General features: G+C 44.1%; 12 protein-coding genes. 5 read left to right on the top strand and 7 right to left on the bottom strand.

Features of this window, described 5'->3' with window-relative positions:
* Nucleotides 1–36: 36 nt before the first annotated feature.
* From Q9R24_RS09580 to Q9R24_RS09605, 6 genes are read right to left on the bottom strand one after another with little or no spacing between them, the layout of a single operon-like run.
* Nucleotides 37–1,773, bottom strand: coding sequence for an ABC transporter ATP-binding protein (locus Q9R24_RS09580; RefSeq protein ID WP_005262511.1), 1,737 nt, complete (start codon nt 1,771–1,773; stop codon nt 37–39).
* A 10-nt stretch (nt 1,774–1,783) separates the two neighbouring features.
* Nucleotides 1,784–2,935: an ABC transporter permease gene (locus tag Q9R24_RS09585; protein WP_222110521.1), complete on the bottom strand. Its 1,152-nt coding sequence runs from the start codon at nt 2,933–2,935 to the stop codon at nt 1,784–1,786.
* Between the two features lie 7 nt (nt 2,936–2,942).
* Nucleotides 2,943–3,881 carry an ABC transporter permease gene (locus tag Q9R24_RS09590; protein ID WP_004279216.1) on the bottom strand — a complete coding sequence of 313 codons (939 nt, stop codon included), beginning with the start codon at nt 3,879–3,881 and terminating at the stop codon, nt 2,943–2,945.
* Between the two features lie 12 nt (nt 3,882–3,893).
* The gene (locus tag Q9R24_RS09595) at nt 3,894–5,900 is read right to left on the bottom strand and encodes a M3 family metallopeptidase (RefSeq protein WP_311204301.1); all 2,007 of its coding nucleotides are present in this window, start codon (nt 5,898–5,900) and stop codon (nt 3,894–3,896) included.
* A 20-nt stretch (nt 5,901–5,920) separates the two neighbouring features.
* Entirely contained in the window at nt 5,921–7,723 is a 1,803-nt protein-coding gene (locus tag Q9R24_RS09600; RefSeq protein WP_311204302.1) for an ABC transporter substrate-binding protein, read from the bottom strand.
* 22 nt (nt 7,724–7,745) lie between these two features.
* Nucleotides 7,746–9,503: an ABC transporter substrate-binding protein gene (locus Q9R24_RS09605; RefSeq protein ID WP_311204303.1), complete on the bottom strand. Its 1,758-nt coding sequence runs from the start codon at nt 9,501–9,503 to the stop codon at nt 7,746–7,748.
* A gap of 724 nt (nt 9,504–10,227) precedes the next feature.
* On the opposite strand from Q9R24_RS09605, the gene Q9R24_RS09610 reads away from it, so the two are divergent.
* The 5 genes from Q9R24_RS09610 to Q9R24_RS09630 all read left to right on the top strand — a co-directional run bounded on the left by Q9R24_RS09610 (nt 10,228) and on the right by Q9R24_RS09630 (nt 15,561).
* Nucleotides 10,228–12,894, top strand: coding sequence for a TonB-dependent receptor (locus tag Q9R24_RS09610; protein ID WP_005104845.1), 2,667 nt, complete (start codon nt 10,228–10,230; stop codon nt 12,892–12,894).
* A 149-nt stretch (nt 12,895–13,043) separates the two neighbouring features.
* A complete protein-coding gene (locus Q9R24_RS09615) occupies nt 13,044–13,745 on the top strand; it encodes an energy transducer TonB (protein WP_004646084.1) in 702 nt (233 codons plus the stop codon).
* Nucleotides 13,746–13,781: 36 nt separating this feature from the next.
* On the top strand, nt 13,782–14,681 hold the full coding sequence (locus Q9R24_RS09620; RefSeq protein ID WP_155757262.1) for a MotA/TolQ/ExbB proton channel family protein: 900 nt from the start codon (nt 13,782–13,784) through the stop codon (nt 14,679–14,681).
* Between the two features lie 16 nt (nt 14,682–14,697).
* Nucleotides 14,698–15,123 carry a biopolymer transporter ExbD gene (locus tag Q9R24_RS09625; protein ID WP_005251074.1) on the top strand — a complete coding sequence of 142 codons (426 nt, stop codon included), beginning with the start codon at nt 14,698–14,700 and terminating at the stop codon, nt 15,121–15,123.
* Between the two features lie 21 nt (nt 15,124–15,144).
* On the top strand, nt 15,145–15,561 hold the full coding sequence (locus Q9R24_RS09630; RefSeq protein WP_004279208.1) for a biopolymer transporter ExbD: 417 nt from the start codon (nt 15,145–15,147) through the stop codon (nt 15,559–15,561).
* A 55-nt stretch (nt 15,562–15,616) separates the two neighbouring features.
* On the opposite strand, the gene bfr is transcribed toward Q9R24_RS09630, so the two are convergent.
* The gene (gene bfr / locus Q9R24_RS09635; protein WP_004279207.1) at nt 15,617–16,081 is read right to left on the bottom strand and encodes a bacterioferritin; all 465 of its coding nucleotides are present in this window, start codon (nt 16,079–16,081) and stop codon (nt 15,617–15,619) included.
* Nucleotides 16,082–16,387 lie beyond the last annotated feature (306 nt).

Below are 16,387 nucleotides of genomic sequence, written 5' to 3' on the forward strand. Positions count from 1 at the left end.
TCAGGCACATTGCCTGACTTTTTTATGCCTTATGCATCAGGCACTTTGTGGAATCCCTTGCGGAATGGCACCGAGTAAACGCTTGGTATATTCATGCTGTGGAGATTGATACAATTCATCTGAATTGGCGATTTCCACCAATTCACCATGATTCAGCACCATGATCTGATCTGAAATATATTTCACTACCGACAAATCATGTGAAATAAAGATATAGCTGAGTCCGAATTCATCCTGCAAATCTTGCAGTAAATTCAGCACCTGCGCCTGTACTGAGACATCCAGTGCCGAGACCGATTCATCGCAGATCAAAATCTCAGGCTTTAAGGTCAGGCAACGTGCGATTGCAATCCGCTGACGCTGACCACCGGAAAACTCATGCGGGTAGCGATAAAAAGCCTGAGCAGGCAAGCTGACCCGTTCCAGCAAATCCAGAGCCATTTGTTTGCGTTCGGCATCATCCTGACCAATCTTGTGAATCTGCATCGGTTCCATCAGGATTTGCCCTACGGTAAAGCGCGGATTCAGAGAAGCATAGGGATTCTGGAAAATGATCTGGATTTTACGTTGATACTGGGTAAATTCCTGTTCCGACATGTCCAGAATGTCCCGACCCTGAAACAGTGCCTTACCGCCCGTAGCCTTTTGCAGACGCATCAGCAACAAGCCAATGGTGGTTTTACCCGAACCGGACTCCCCGACCAACCCCAAGGTCTTGCCTTTGGCCAGCTGAAAAGAAACTCCTTTTACTGCTTGAAACTCATCTTTGCCAAACAGTCCTTTACGACTATAAAAAGATTTTTGCAGATCCCGTACATCCAAAATAATTTCCTCTCCGCCCTTTAGTCCACGTGAACGTTGCGGAAGCTGAGTATTCAGACGAATATCTTCCAGCCAGGTTGAACCATCCTGTTTCATAAAATCGCTGATCATCGGCAAACGTAACGGACGTTGCGAGAGTTGCGGGCGGCAGTGCAACAAGGCTTTGGTATACATGTCCTGAGGCCGGTCCAGCACCTCCCGAACCGGACCCTGTTCACGGATTTCCCCATGGCGCATCACAATCACCTGATCGGCAATTTCACCAACCAATGCCAGATCATGGGTAATAAACAGCATCGACATCTGGCGACGCTGACGCAGCGATTCCAGCAAGTCCAGAATCTGCTTTTGAATAGTCACATCCAGGGCTGTGGTCGGTTCATCTGCAATCAACAGTTTAGGTTCACAAGCAATGGCCATGGCAATCATGACGCGTTGCTGCTGTCCACCGGAAAGCTGCCCCGGATAGGCATCAATTTTAGTTTCTGGCGCAGGGATCCCCACTTCTTTGAGGAGCTCCAGGGTACGTTGCCGCGCCTGTTTTTTATTCATGCCTAAATGTAGTTGCAAGATTTCTGCAATCTGCATGCCTACCGTAAATACCGGATTTAGCGAAGACATTGGCTCCTGAAAAATCATGGCAATGTCTTTGCCGCACATCTTGCGCATTTCACGGGTTTTAAGCTTGAGCAGGTTTTTCCCTTCAAAGATGATCTGGCTATCTTCTGAAATACGTGCGCTTTCTGCCGGAAGCAGGCCCATAGTGGCGAGGGAAGTGACCGACTTGCCACTTCCCGATTCGCCTACCAGTGCAACTGTGGTATTGGCCGGAATCTCGAAAGAAACCCCTTTTACAGTCTCAATATATTCTTTATTTTCACCTTTAAAACTGACTCGCAGATTTTCTACGCGAAGTAGCGCAGGTGCTGTGCTTGGATTGATTTCAGACATCGTTGCGCTCCTATTTCAGTTTTGGATCTAATGCATCACGGAGTGCATCGGTAAACATCGAGAATGCAGTCACCAATACCGCCATGGCGATTGAGGCTGCCGCCAGTTGCCACCATTTACCCAAAATCAACTCGCTTTGCGCTTCATTTAGCATACTGCCCCATGACACTACCCCGATAGGCACACCGAAACCAAGGAAGCTCAAAATGACTTCAGACTTGATAAATGCCACCACCAGAATAGACATCTGCACCAGGGCAATATGGCTGACATTGGGAAAAATATGGACAAACATACGACGCAGATTACTCACGCCAATCGCCTTGGCAGCCAGCACATATTCACGTGCCGTATGTTTCATGTATTCGGCACGAACCAAACGGAAAACTCCGGTCCAGCCAGTCAGACCTAAAATCAGGATAATTGATAAAATACCTTTCTGCTGTAACACTGCGGCAATCGCCAAAACCAGCAACAAATAGGGAATCGAGGTAAAGATATTATAAAACCAGTTTAGGACATCATCGACCCAGCCACCAAAGTAACCTGCTATTGCACCCAGTGCAGTCCCAATCAGTACAGCGACAAAAGCTGCAATCAGTCCAACCAGAATCGAGGTTTCAGCCCCCTTAATGGTTTTCTGTAAAACATCCTGACCCCATTTATCGGCGCCAAAGACCAGACTTTGCTTGAGTTCCCCACTTTCATCCATCAGCTGGCCGCCGAGCTCCTGATTAATGGCCTTCATGTCTTCTGCCAGCGGATCGACCACGCCATAATAATCGATGCCCGCACCAGCACCCTGCTCAGCAGCAATTTCAGCATTCAATTCAGCAATGACATCTTTTAAGGGATCAACTGGATTGACCGGTACAGCAACAGATTCTGTACCCTGTTCTGCATCAGATCCAGCCGGAACTGGCGCTGCACTGATAAAACTCGGCGGTGCATAGCTGACCGCCACTTCTTTATTCCAGTCTTTGGCAATCAGGCCGCTCATTGAAAGTACCAGCAGCAGCAGATAAAACAGCACCACATACAGGGAAAACATGGCAATCCGGTCACGTTTCAAACGGCGCATGGCCAGTTGCCATAATCCTGTTGAAGCCGATTCAGGTGCTGCTTCAGCCGCTTGTTCTTTTTTAAATATCGCACTCAGCATAATTCACCTACTTCAACTGTACACGCGGATCGACCCATTTATAGATCAGATCGGCAATCAGGTTGAATATCATGGTCGCAGCAGCAACATAGACCGTAATGGCTTTAATCACAGGAAAATCGGAACGTTCTACCGCAATAATGACTTCACGGCCAATTCCAGGAATACCAAAAAAACGTTCAATCAGGAAAGCACCGATCAGCAGTGCCGGAAGTCCTGCCATGACATCGGTAATAATCGGAATCGAAGCATTGCGCAAGACATGCACGCCCATGATACGGTTTTCACCCAGGCCTTTGGCACGCGCAGTACGTACATAGTCCTGATTAACTTCATCCAGTACGAAACTACGATACAGGCGTAGTGTTGGTGCGATACTGACCACCAACATAATCAGCACAGGTAACAAGGCGTATTTGAAAAGGTTGTCGGCGAAATTATCACTCCAGCCCTGTACCGGGAACCAGCTCAGTTCATAAGCCAGGAAATACTGGAACACGATGATATATACCAGAATACTGATCGACATACCGATCGTACACAGCATCATGATCATGCGATCTGTCAAAGAACCACGAACCGAAGCCACACCCAAAGCCAGAATGATAGAAATAATGGTTTGCAGAATGGTCAGGGGAATCAGAATGGTCAGTGAGGGTCCCAAACGGGTGGTGATAATCTGTGCCACTGACTCCCCGGTACTCCAGCTCACCCCATAATCAAAGGTTAAAATCTGCTTGATAAAGATCCAGAGTTGTACGTAATACGGTTGATCCACACCCAGTTGCTGACGGATGTTCTCAATCTGTTCCGCATTGGCCATTTTACCGGCCAGAATATAGGCAGGGTCTCCACCTACCCAGTTAAACAGCAGAAATATCAGCAAAATCACCCCGAGCATGGTCGGGATCATTTGCCAAAGCCGTCGAATAATATATGCCAGCATCGCTTGCCTTCCTTAATTTTTTCCAGAGATTTCATTAAAGAAAGCTTTGCTGTCCGGATCACGACCCAAGAAGTCTTTCACCATTTGCTCGCCATGCTTTTGACCACCTTGAGCCAGGACCGTATTGCGATAATGCGCACCGACTTTCTTGTCCATCAGCTGATCACCAAAGGAGGAAAGCATATCCAGGGCAATAACCTCAGACCACATATAGCTGTAGTAACCTGCTTGATAGCCGCCCATCAGATGCCCGAACTGTCCCGGGAACTGCTGACCGTTAACATAACCCAAGGCAGTTTTACCTTCCATATCCTGCCAGAGTTTTAAAGGCTCAATGTTTTTTGCATCTTTACCATGCAGGGCCATATCATATTGGGCATATAAAGCCTGACGGGCATAATGCAGGCCTCGGCCGTAATTCTTCACATTCTTTAAGCGCTCGGTCATGGCAGCATCCACCCGAGGACATGCTGGCTCACAGTAATCTGCTACTTTTGACAAGGTTTCCAGACGACGTGCCCACTCTTCGTACATCTGTGACGGCGCTTCAACAAAGTCACGCTCTACCGAAGTACCAGATTGTTCTGTATAGCGGGTCTTCGAAAGAATCCCGTGCAAGGCATGACCCATTTCATGCACAAAGGTTTCCAGTTCATTGCTGTTCAAGCCCTTACGGTTAAAATTGGTCACCAGTACCGATACCGGACGACGCTGATTCAGGGTACTGCCGCCATAAGCTCCCCAGACAGCTGCATGCCCATATTTGCCTTCACGCGGGTATTTATCAACATATAATCCGCCCAGGAATTCGCCCGTAGCTTTGTCATGTACCGCATAATATTCTACTTCATCATGCCAGGCCTTGACTTTCACCGGCTTGAACTCAATACCATAGAGTTCCGAAGAAATAGCGAATAACCATTTTTGCGATGCTTCTGTCGGGAAATAATCCCGCAATTTTTCCTGGTCTACCTTGTATTTGGCCTGACGCAGTTTTTCACTCCAGTAACCCTGATTCCAGCGTGTAATTTCTGCTTTCTCTAATGGAACTTTTAAAGTTTCAGCCTTGAACTGGCGTAATTGTTCTACATCCTGCTTTTCTAGAGGTGCAACTTTGGCATAAACCTCATCCAGAAAACCGTTCACCGCTTCCGAAGTTTTGGCCATGCGGAATTCAAGCGCAGAATGGGCATAGCTTTCCTTGTCAAAAAGTTGTGCCATTTCATAACGCAGATCAATGGCCTTTTTCATGAATTGCAAGTTTTGTTCGGTCCCGCGACGCGTGTAAGCGGTCTGGTAACGTTTGCGTGCTTCATCACTTTCTGCCAGCTCCATAAAAGGCTGGTATTCCGGATAATCAAAGCCGAGCAGATAATTGCCCTTTTCATTTTTCTTTAAATTTGCGATGTAACTTTCTGGCAGGCCTTTCATTTCAGCTGGAGTAAATTCAACTTTTTCAGGGTTATCCCGCACATTTTTGGAAAAGTCCTGTCCCAGTTTGGTACTTTCTTCAATAATTTCTTTCAGTCGTTTCTGTTTTTCTGCACTGAGTTGTACCCCGGTGTTCTCAAACTGCTCCAGAATATCTTCTAAAAATTTCTGATCAATCGGATCACTGGCTTTCAGTTTCTTGAACTGGGCATACAGTTTAGGATTCTGATACAGGGTGGTCTGGTATTTGCTGATTTTAAGTTCACAGTCATCGGCTGCCTGACGCAATGCAGGATCCGGATCGACATTACTATATAGCCCTACTGCAGCACCGAAATCACGGGCTTTGGCATGCAACTCATCCCATTCAGCCAGATAAGGTCCGGCCTTGGCTTTATTTTTAATTTTCTTATTTTCAAATATCTGGATATCTTTTTGCATGGAGGCCAGACTGGCATCACATAAAGACGGAATTTCTGCAGCCTTGAATAATGGCAGCAGCTGTACTTGGGTATCTGCCGCTACACCTTGATATCCCCCCATTATCATTAAACATAAGGTACTTAATTTTAAAGACTTTGATTTCATATTCATCTCCAGATTTTTTCTTACTTTTTCGTATTAATATCGATATACATCCATTCTGAAGACAGAATCGGATGGGACTTATGTCCAATAATTTGGGGTTGGGTCAAGGCGTTACGGTAGGTGCTATAGAGCATCAGGGTTGGCATGTTGACTTCGAGAATCCTGGTCATTTTGCGATAGAGCAGATCACGCTCCGGACCTGGCGGCATGCTCTGGGTTTGCTCGTAAAGACGGTCAAATTCAGGATGCTTGAAACAGGCATTGTTGGTGACATTGACATTCTTGCCATAGAACAGCTGCATAAAATTGTCGGCATCCGGATAATCGGCAATCCATGCAGAACTCTTGAACATGGTTTTACATTGCTTTTCCAGCTTGATGCCTTCAGCGAATGGCATGGCCTTACTGGTCAGCTGAATATGGATACTGTCCAGGGTCTTTTTCCAGAACTCACCCTGTTGCTGGCCCCGACTGGTATTCCCAGTAATCAGTTCAATCACCAGAGGTTTACCTTCAGGCGTTTTCCGCCAGCCATCTGCACCGATCTTGTAGTTATAGCGGTCGAGCAACATGTTGGCTGCTTTGACTGAATAGGGAATACTGCTTTTATAGGACGGTGAATAGCCTGCTACTCCTGGGGGGATAGGCATGTGCAGTTTTGCTCCATCCCCCTTAAGTAATACATTGATCATGTTTTCTACAGAAAATGCCATCGCCATGGCACGACGTAAGGCAATTTTTTCTGGCGCGAAACCACCCACGACCGGGTTTTGCATATTCCAGTAATGATAGCTAATGGAGGGCTCTAAAATACGTGACAGCTTCACTCCCTGCTGAGCCAGCTCAGGCTTTAATTTGTCACCATCGAGGGCCTGTACGACGATATCGCCCTCAATTTCGAGCAGGTCCAGTTCATTTTTCTTAAATGCCAGCATCCGGGATTGCGCTTCTTCAATAACACGCACATCAATAGTGCCGATTTGAGGCATTTTTTTGCCCTGCATGGCTTTTACAATGGCCTGATCTTCTGCACCACTGGCTTTAAAGTCCCAGACAAAACCACGATAAGCTGGATTTGGTTTTAAGATAATCCGTGAGCCTGGTGTCCAACGGCTGAGCACATAAGGGCCAGTTCCCACTGGCCTATTCATGACCCAACCCGCCTTGTCTTTATATTTTTCAATCACTTCACGAGCTACTGCAGCGGCAGGTCCATGTGCCAGCAACATCGGAAAGTTCTGATCCGGATTATTCAGCTTTAATATCAAGGTATAGCGGTCTGGAGTCTGAATCCCTTCAAACGGATTTTCATAGGCTTTGCCATTCTTTTTGCTTAGAGCCATCCATGCGTCCAGCCCTTTAATTCGGCCATCCAGCAACCAGCTGTTCGGTGAATGCAGCTTTGGGTCCAATAAACGTTTCAAGCTATAAGCATAGTCATACGAAGTCAGTTCACGTTTTTTATCGCCGAAGACCGGATCATCGGCAAAGTAAATACCCTTTTTAACTTTAATGGTATAAGTCAAACCGTCTGCACTCACTTGAGGCAAACTGACTGCAGTCAATGGCACTAATTTTGCCGGCGAGGCCAGATAATCATAGGTAAATAAAGTCTCAAAAATCGCGGCATTAATCTTGGCTGAATAACGGTCATGGATATAACCCGGATCAAAACCGGTTTCAGCTGCCAGAAATACTGTTTTTAAAACCTTATTCGGGTTGGCAGGATTGCTGGCCCATGTCGATGCACTCCCTGCCATCATCAAACCGGCCACTAACACCCCACTGGCCAGTTTTTTTAAAGTATTTTTATTCACATTCATACTGGTTCTTAATCTTCTCAAGTTATTTTTTAACAGGTTCAATATCCATATATTGCCAAACTGCTCTGGTCACCGGATGGGCCTTAAAGCCCTGTACATGCGGATGAATCAACCAGTTGCGTATACGGGTATTGTGCAGAATCCATGGATTATCGGCCTCCATCTGACGGTTCATCTGCTCATAATATGGCATCCGCTGCTGCGGCGGCAGTTTCATCGCGGTCTGGTACAATGCGTCGTAGGCTTTTGAGGTATAGCAACTCAGGTTGCCTTGCTGCGCATTTGGCCCATACAGTAACTGGGCAAAGTTTTCCCCTTCCGGATAGTCCGCAATCCAGGCTCCCCCCCACATCATATGTTTGCATTGGGTGGCTTCTTTTAGATTGTCAGCAAAATTACTAACCTTGAACTCAATTCGCACCCCGATCGCATCCAGATTCTTTTTCCATAACTCTGCAGAAATCACCGAAGAGCTTGAGCTGGTTGAATTCATTTTTAGTGTCAAAGGTTTGCCATCAGGCAAGGTTCGGTAACCATCAGCGCCTTTCTTATAGCCAAAGCGGTCAAGCAGTTTATTGGCCAGTAATGGGTTATAAGCAATACTGCTTTTATACGTCGGGTCATGTCCACCCACGCCCTCTGGCAAAATCATTTCAGCTTTATCGGCATGACCTTTGTACAACTGCTGGATGGCTTCTTTCTGGTTATAGGACAAGGCGAGAGCACGACGTAAGGCAATTTTTTCCAGTGAATTCCCACCAATTAACGGATCTCGCATATTCATGATGGTATAGGTAATTTCCGGTTCTTTATTCGGATAATGCAGGATGCCTTTTTTCTTGTATTCGCTTTTCAGCTGCTTATTTTCCAGTGCCTGTTCGGCGCCGCTCGCAGTGAGTTTGTCATAGTCCAGTTGTCCAGACTTTAAAGCCAGCCAGCGAGACTGTTCTTCTTCAATAATACTGATTTTGACCTTGCCAATTTGCGGCATCTGCTTGCCTTGCATGGCTTTGACAATACGTTGATCCCATTCGGAACCATCGCCCTTAAAGTTCCAGACAAAACCGCGATAATTCGGGTTGGCGGTCAATTCAATACGGCTACGCGGCACATATTTGTGTAACTGATACGCCCCTGTTCCAACCGGATGCTGACCTGCCCGATGACCATAATGTTCGATCACCTCCCGTGCGGTACCACTAAAAGCCACATAGGCCAGAATATAGGGAAAATTCAGATCGGAACGGGTCAGGGTAATTTGCAAAGTATATTTATCTAGTGCTTTTAAACCGGCAATCGGTGCATCGTAGTTGAACTTGCCGGTTTTTTTAGCCTGCTGGATGATCTGCTCTGCCCCAAGGATTTTTCCCTCAATAAAAGAAAAAGAAGGAGAATGATTTTTGGGATCCATAATCCTTTGCATGGAATAGATATAATCACGCGCCACCAGTTCACGCTTCTTACCCTGAAATACAGGATCAGGACTAAAATAAATTCCTGGCTTGATTTTAAAGGTATAAACTTTGCCATCCTGCTCAACTTTGGGCAAAGATTCAGCTGTATTTGGAGCCAAGATTGCCGGCCGCGCCAGATAGTCATAACGTAATAAAGGCTCAAAAATAGCTTCAGCAACGCTACCACTATAAAAATTATAGGTTTTGACCATATCAAAACCATCATCAGGCGCTTCGAAAGCCAGGTTTAAAACTTTATCCGGATGTGCAGATGATTTTGCCCAGGAGGCTTGCCCCGTAGTCATGGCCAAAGCCAAAATTGTCATACTGAAAAATGCTGATTTCAAATTTGTACCTATTCTTGATCTTGAAGTTTTATTACTATAGGAAGTCTTTAACACATCATCCCATATTTGCTTCAATGGATGGGTCAAAGCTGGACAGATGGAATAAACTGAACAAAGCGAATTTCATGCCATCCTCGAAAAATAACGATTTTTTCCTGTTATTAACTCAAAAAAGCTTATTTTTATTAATCATTTAAAACATTATCAATAACATAATATTTTCCATGAATCATTAATTTAATATTTATTCTTAAAATCTAGTCCCAAGCCTAGTCTGCACAAAAATAAACCAGACCTGTTTCATATTATTGCATCCTCCCACTACTTCAACCCAAGAAAATACATACATAAGCAAATGAAATATATAATTATTATCTTATTAAATTATTGTATATTTTATGTAAAAATCATGCACCATGATTAAACTTTATTCAATTTATCTTTCAGTTTTAGATTCCTTTCTTATTCATTAAATATTTATTTTTTACTTTCTCATGGTTTCCTATAGAGACTTTCTTCAGATTTTAAACCCCACTCTCTTAATTTTTCTTCATCAAAACTTAGTAAACCTCCCAAAAAACTAAATTAAATATAATTTTTTCAATCACTTAATATTTTTTAAAATTAATAATTTATAAGTTGGCATTCGCTTTGCTTAAGTCCTCCCAGCACTACTTCACATAACAAAAGGGTGAAAATTACGATGAAAAAAAACAAATTGGTCGGATCTATGGGGGCTCCAACAGTTGGCAAGACAATACTCAAGTTAAGTACGCTTACCTTAAGTATGATGTGCTTGTCTTTGGCACATGCAGCCGATGAACCAGAAAACTCTGCCGCTCAACCTACCAAGGTTCAAAAAGTGACAGTGACAGGTTCATCTATTAAAGGAGTAGCTGCACAAAGTGCATCTCCTATTACTGTGCTTAAAGTCGAAGATCTGGTGAATCAGGGGGTCACCACGGTTGAAGAAGCCATTAATAAAGTAAGTGCTAACCAAGCTGGTTTTGCTGTTTCTCAAAATATTGGTAAAAGTAATACTTCAGGTTCTTCTGCCAACCTGCGTGGGATTGGTACTGATAAGACCTTAGTTTTATTAAATGGGCGTCGTTTGGCTAACAGCCCATTTAGTACTTCTGAAGTTAACCTGAATATTATTCCGCTCGCGATGGTTGAGCGAATCGAGATTCTGCGTGATGGTGCTTCTGCAGTATATGGTGCAGATGCAATTGCCGGTGTAATTAACTTTATTATCAAAAAGGAATACCAAGGTTTCGGTATTTCTGGTGGACTGCAAGCACCTGAAGAAAAGAATGGCGACAAATATGATGTCTCTATTTTCGGTGGTTATGGTGATCTGGATGAACAAGGTTTCAACGTTTACGGTGTAGTAGATTATCGTACTTCTGACATGATCATGGCCAAAGATCGTAAAGTCAGCCGTCGTGGTGGTTTAATTCCAGAGTTGAACATGGCGATCGGTTCAAGTGCCGGCTTCCCTGCCAACCTTTTAGATTCAGGTGTAGGTGTAGTTAACCCTTATATCAATCAAAACTGTAATAATGCACCAAATATGTTTGTATCTGGTACACGTTGCCTGTTAAACACTCAAGCACTCATTGGTATTACTCCAGAAGAAGAAACTTTTTCAGCTCTAGGTAAAGGTACCTTCAAATTAACCGATTCATTAAATGCGGTTGCTGAATATATTTATACTGAAAGTAAAGTAAAAACCTCGATAGCACCTGATGTATGGGGAGGTAGTCTTTCTATTCCAAATACCAGCAAATATTATCCAGGCAACGGCATTACACCAGACATCGCTGGTCTGGTAGATCCAAGAGCAGCACTTTATTTACGTTCACAATCAGGTAACCGTGTTTCTCAATCAGAAAATGAATCAAACCGCTTTTTTGCAGGGATTGAAGGTGAAGTCTACGGTTGGGATGTAAATGGTGGCGTTACTTATGCCAAAAGTGAAGCAACTGATAATTTCGTCAGTGGTTACCTGAATCAAAGTTTGGTTCAAGCCGCACTTAATGATGGCACCTTAAACCCATTTGGTCCTCAGGCCGCTGCAGATGCTGGGAAATGGTCTACTTTTGATGTGGCAGGCCCAACAAATATGGCAAGTCTGGATTCTACCACTATAGATTTCACCGTCAGCCGTCCAATCTATGAACTACCTGCAGGTGAAGTTGGATTTGCCTTGGGTGGTAGCTACACCACTCAGGACTGGGAAGCCAAGGTGAATGCCGATCTTGTTCGCCAGGTTCCAGGTTCTGGTATTGATCCAAATAAACCGTCAAGTTCAGGTGACCGTGATATTACTGCGGTGTTTACTGAATTACATGTACCGATCTTGCCGACTCTAGAAGCTCAACTTGCGGCACGTTATGATGACTATAGTGACTTTGGTGATACTTTCAATCCAAAAGTATCCCTACGTTGGGAACCGGTTAAAGAGTTAATGTTCCGTAGTTCTTATAGTACTGGATTCCGTGCCCCAAGTATGTGGGAAATCAACTCTTTACAAAGTGAAACCAATACTAGCACTAACTTCAATAACCCACGTTTTTGTGATGCTAACGGTCAACCGACCAGCACCCAATTTGCAGACCAATGTGGTATGCAGTTCAAGCGTAAACAAGGTGGTAACCCAGACTTACAGCCAGAAGAATCAACCTCTTTTACAGCCGGATTCGTATATGAACCAATCAAGAATCTGGTATTCACCGCTGATTACTACAATATTGACATTGAAGGTTTAGTCAGCTCAGTTACTCCTAATGACATTTTTAATGACCTTGATCGCTATGGCAATCTGATCGTTTACGCTCCAGATGGTCGTATCCAGTATTTAAATACAACTCTACAAAATATGGGTGGATTAAAAACTGAAGGGATTGACCTCAGCCTGAACTACTTAAGCCCAATGACAGCAACAGGCCGTTTTGGTTTTGGGATTGATGGTACCTATGTCATCAAAATGGATGAGCAAGAAGAACCAAACGGTGAATGGGAAGGGCTCGTCGGCATCTATGATGATCCTGCAGTCGTCCGCTGGAGACATATTGCCAATATCAACTGGTCTTATGAAGACTGGAAAATGAGACTAGAACAACAATATATCCGTGGTTATGAAGACTTTTCTCAAGAACGTGATGTAAGTGCCTATACGCTTTATAACTTTGCAGGCACCTATAGCGGATTCAAGAATTTAGAGCTAACTGCAGGTATTCGCAACATGTTTGATGCAGAACCACCTGCTTCTGATGCAACCAACAATGCTCAATATGGCTATGACCCTCGTCACGGTGATCCAATGGGCCGTACCTACTTCCTACGTGGTACCTATAAATTCTTTTAATTAATTACTTCGCAAACACTGCTGCCAAGCGGTGTTTGCGGTTTTCCCCGTTTAATTTTAGCCAAACAAAAAATAATGCTGCCTGTAACTAAAAACAATTTTCTCATCAGTGCACTATTTCCTGTTTGTCTTAAATTCTAGGAGTCATGATGGGCACAAAGTTTGAAGACTTAGAAAAAAACTCCGCCAAAAAACTGACTGGTATTGGGGTCGTTGTTTTTTTGCATATCCTGGTTGGCCTAGTACTCATGGCTGGTATGGCAAAAGACATTATTAAACCGACAGAACAGCCGGTTGAACTAATGATTATTCAAGATATTAAGCCGCCTGAACCTGAGCCACCAAAAGAAACTCCACCTGAACCACCAAAAATCGTGGAAAAAGTGGCACAAGTGCCTGAGGTGAAACCGGTTGAAAAAGTAGTTCCTGTACAGAAAACACTTCCAACGCCAACCCAACCGACAACTGTTGCAGTACCTACTCCCGTTGCAGCGAGTCCTTCACCAAGTCCGGTAGCAGCACCGGCTCCAGTAGTCGCAGCCGCTCCAGCCCCAGCTCCTCCACCCGCTGGCGTAACTCGTGGTGTTTCACAAGGTGAAGCAGGGTGTAAACGCCCAGACTATCCACGTGATGCACTGATGAATGAAGAACAAGGTGAAGTCTTGATCTCTGTATATGTAAATACCACCGGCAAGGTCCAGGATGCCAAAGTGAAAAAGTCGAGCGGTAGTCGTGCGCTGGATCGTGCAGCATCCAAGGCCTTCAGCTTATGTACTTTCAAGCCGGCAATGAAAAATGGCGAACCGCAAGAATCTTGGTATGACATTCCCTATGAATTTGTCCTTGACTAACAGATACAACAGATAAAGAAAAAAATCAGGAGATCCATGATGAAAAAATCACTAAAACCTTTAAAAAATATGACTGCTGCTGGTGTAATTGCCATGAGCACTTTATTACCTCTGCAAACAGTTTTTGCAGAACAGTCCGCTACCCCCAATACCAGTGCTGTCACTGAAACAGTGGTAACAACACCTGCAACAGCGGCTACACCGACCCCGCCACCACTGCCTGCTGAAGCTAGCGATGAAAAAGCTGGATACAATCCTTATGGCCTAGAAGCCATGTGGAAAGAAGGTGATATTGTTTCTAAAATCACTTTGTTTATTCTGGTGGTCATGTCGATCGGTACCTGGTACATCATGATCAGCAAATGCCTGCAACAAGGCAAGATTCGCAAACAGGCTAAGCAAGCTGAAAATACTTTCTGGGAATCATCTTCTCTAGATAATGCAACCGAGAATCTGGATGAAGCCAGCGTCTACCGTTTTATTGCGGAAAAAGGTATCAAGTCAACCAAAAATCATGGTGGCACATTACTTGAGCGTATTGATTTCAATACCTGGGTCACCATTTCGATTTCCCGTGCAATCGACAAAATCCAGAACCATCTGAGTGGTGGCCTGGCCTTCCTTGCGACAGTAGGTTCTACTGCGCCCTTTGTTGGCCTGTTTGGTACGGTTTGGGGTATCTATCACGCACTTACCGCGATTGGTGTTTCAGGACAAGCATCCATTGATAAAGTTGCCGGCCCAGTCGGTGAAGCACTGATCATGACAGCCATCGGTCTGGCAGTCGCAGTTCCTGCCGTGCTTGGCTACAACTGGTTAACGCGTCGTAATAAAGCGGTCATGGAAGAAGTCCGTACCTTTGGTTCTGATTTACACGCGGTATTACTCAGCGGTGAAATTACAACCAATAATTCTGTTAATCGTGACGTGAAGTAAGAGTGAGGCATCAGCCATGGGAATGATGGTCAATTCAAACGACAGCGATGATGAGGTAATTGGAACCATTAATACCACACCTTTGGTTGATATTATGCTGGTTCTGCTCATTATCTTCCTGATTACTGTACCGGTTGCCATTCATACCGTACCTGTCGATCTGCCTGAAGAAAGAAATGTACCGTATGAAACCAAACAGGAAAACATCCAGCTGGCTGTCAATAAAACTGGCGATATTTTCTGGAACGAAATTTATATTGCAGATAAAACAGTTTTACTGAGCCGTTTACAGGCAGAAGCACAGAAACGTCCGCAGCCTGAAGTGCATATTCGTGGTGATCAGTTAACACCTTATGAAGCAATTGATCAGGTGATTAGTACCACCCAACAGGCCGGTATTGGCAAAATTGCTTTTGTCACCACTCCGCCCGCTACACCTTAAGCACAAAGAAGGATTAAGTTTATGGGTATGAATGTTGGTTCAAATCAAGACGATGATGTGATGCTAGATGTCAACATGACACCACTGATTGATGTCATGCTGGTCTTGTTGATTATGTTTATTATCACAATTCCTTTGCCGAATAACTCGATTAATATCGATCTACCGAATGGAACGCCTCCTGTAACCGATGAAAAACCGCCTGAGCTGGTGGAATTACGTCTGGATGCACAAGGCAAGATTTTCTGGAATGAACAGCCGGTAGCAAATACCCAAGCTCTGGAAAACTTATTCAAGACAGTAGCGCAAAAAGCAGATCAGGATCAGATTAAAATCAAGGCGGATCGTGCCACTGAATATAAACATATCGCTATGGTCATGGCGGCAGCTCAAAGGCTGGAGGTCAAAAAAATTGGCATTATGAGTAATAACAACTAAGTATTTTCAAGATATAAAAAACCCAGCATGTGCTGGGTTTTTTATTCATCCGGTTTTACATCTGTGACTGAATATAATTTTGCAGACCAATCAGTTCGATTAAGCGCAATTGTTTTTCTAACCAGTAAGTATGGTCTTCTTCGGTATCCGACATTTGCTGGCGTAACATATCACGGCTGATATAGTCACCTTTCTCTTCGCACAGTTTGATGCCCTGCGCCAGTTTTTCCCGCACATGATATTCAAGTTTTAGATCGGCTTTCAGGCAGCTCACCACATCCTCGCCAATCTCAACGTCATCGCGCTGCATGTTTGGCGTTCCTTCAAGGAACAGAACACGACGGATAATCGCATCCGCATGCTGGGACTCTTCTTGCATTTCGTGATCGATACGTTCAAAGATTTTGGTCAATCCCCAATCTTCATACATACGAGAGTGAATCAAGTATTGGTCACGAGCAGCCAGTTCGCCACCGATCAACATATTTAAATAATCTACGACTTCTGGATTTCCGCGCATTTGAATAACTCCCTACCTGTATTTTGCTATTATGGCGAAAAGCAATTGAATTTGCAAAGCTTAACCATGGTTAAATATTTGATTTTTATATAATTAAAATGAGAAGTACTTGCATTTACACTTTGTTCTTAATGAAATCCCATTTATAAAACAACACTTTGCACTTTCATTACGCTTGGCAATAACCTAAAACTGGCGAATAAACACATGCGTTAAAATTTGTAAATCTTAATTTTGACCAGACAAATTCATTCTTTTTGTATAAACATCACTGCATTGGCGTACTTCATGCTTAAATTTCGCTTA

Origin of the sequence: Acinetobacter sp. RRD8, from assembly GCF_031844225.1 — a bacterium.
Taxonomy (GTDB): domain Bacteria; phylum Pseudomonadota; class Gammaproteobacteria; order Pseudomonadales; family Moraxellaceae; genus Acinetobacter.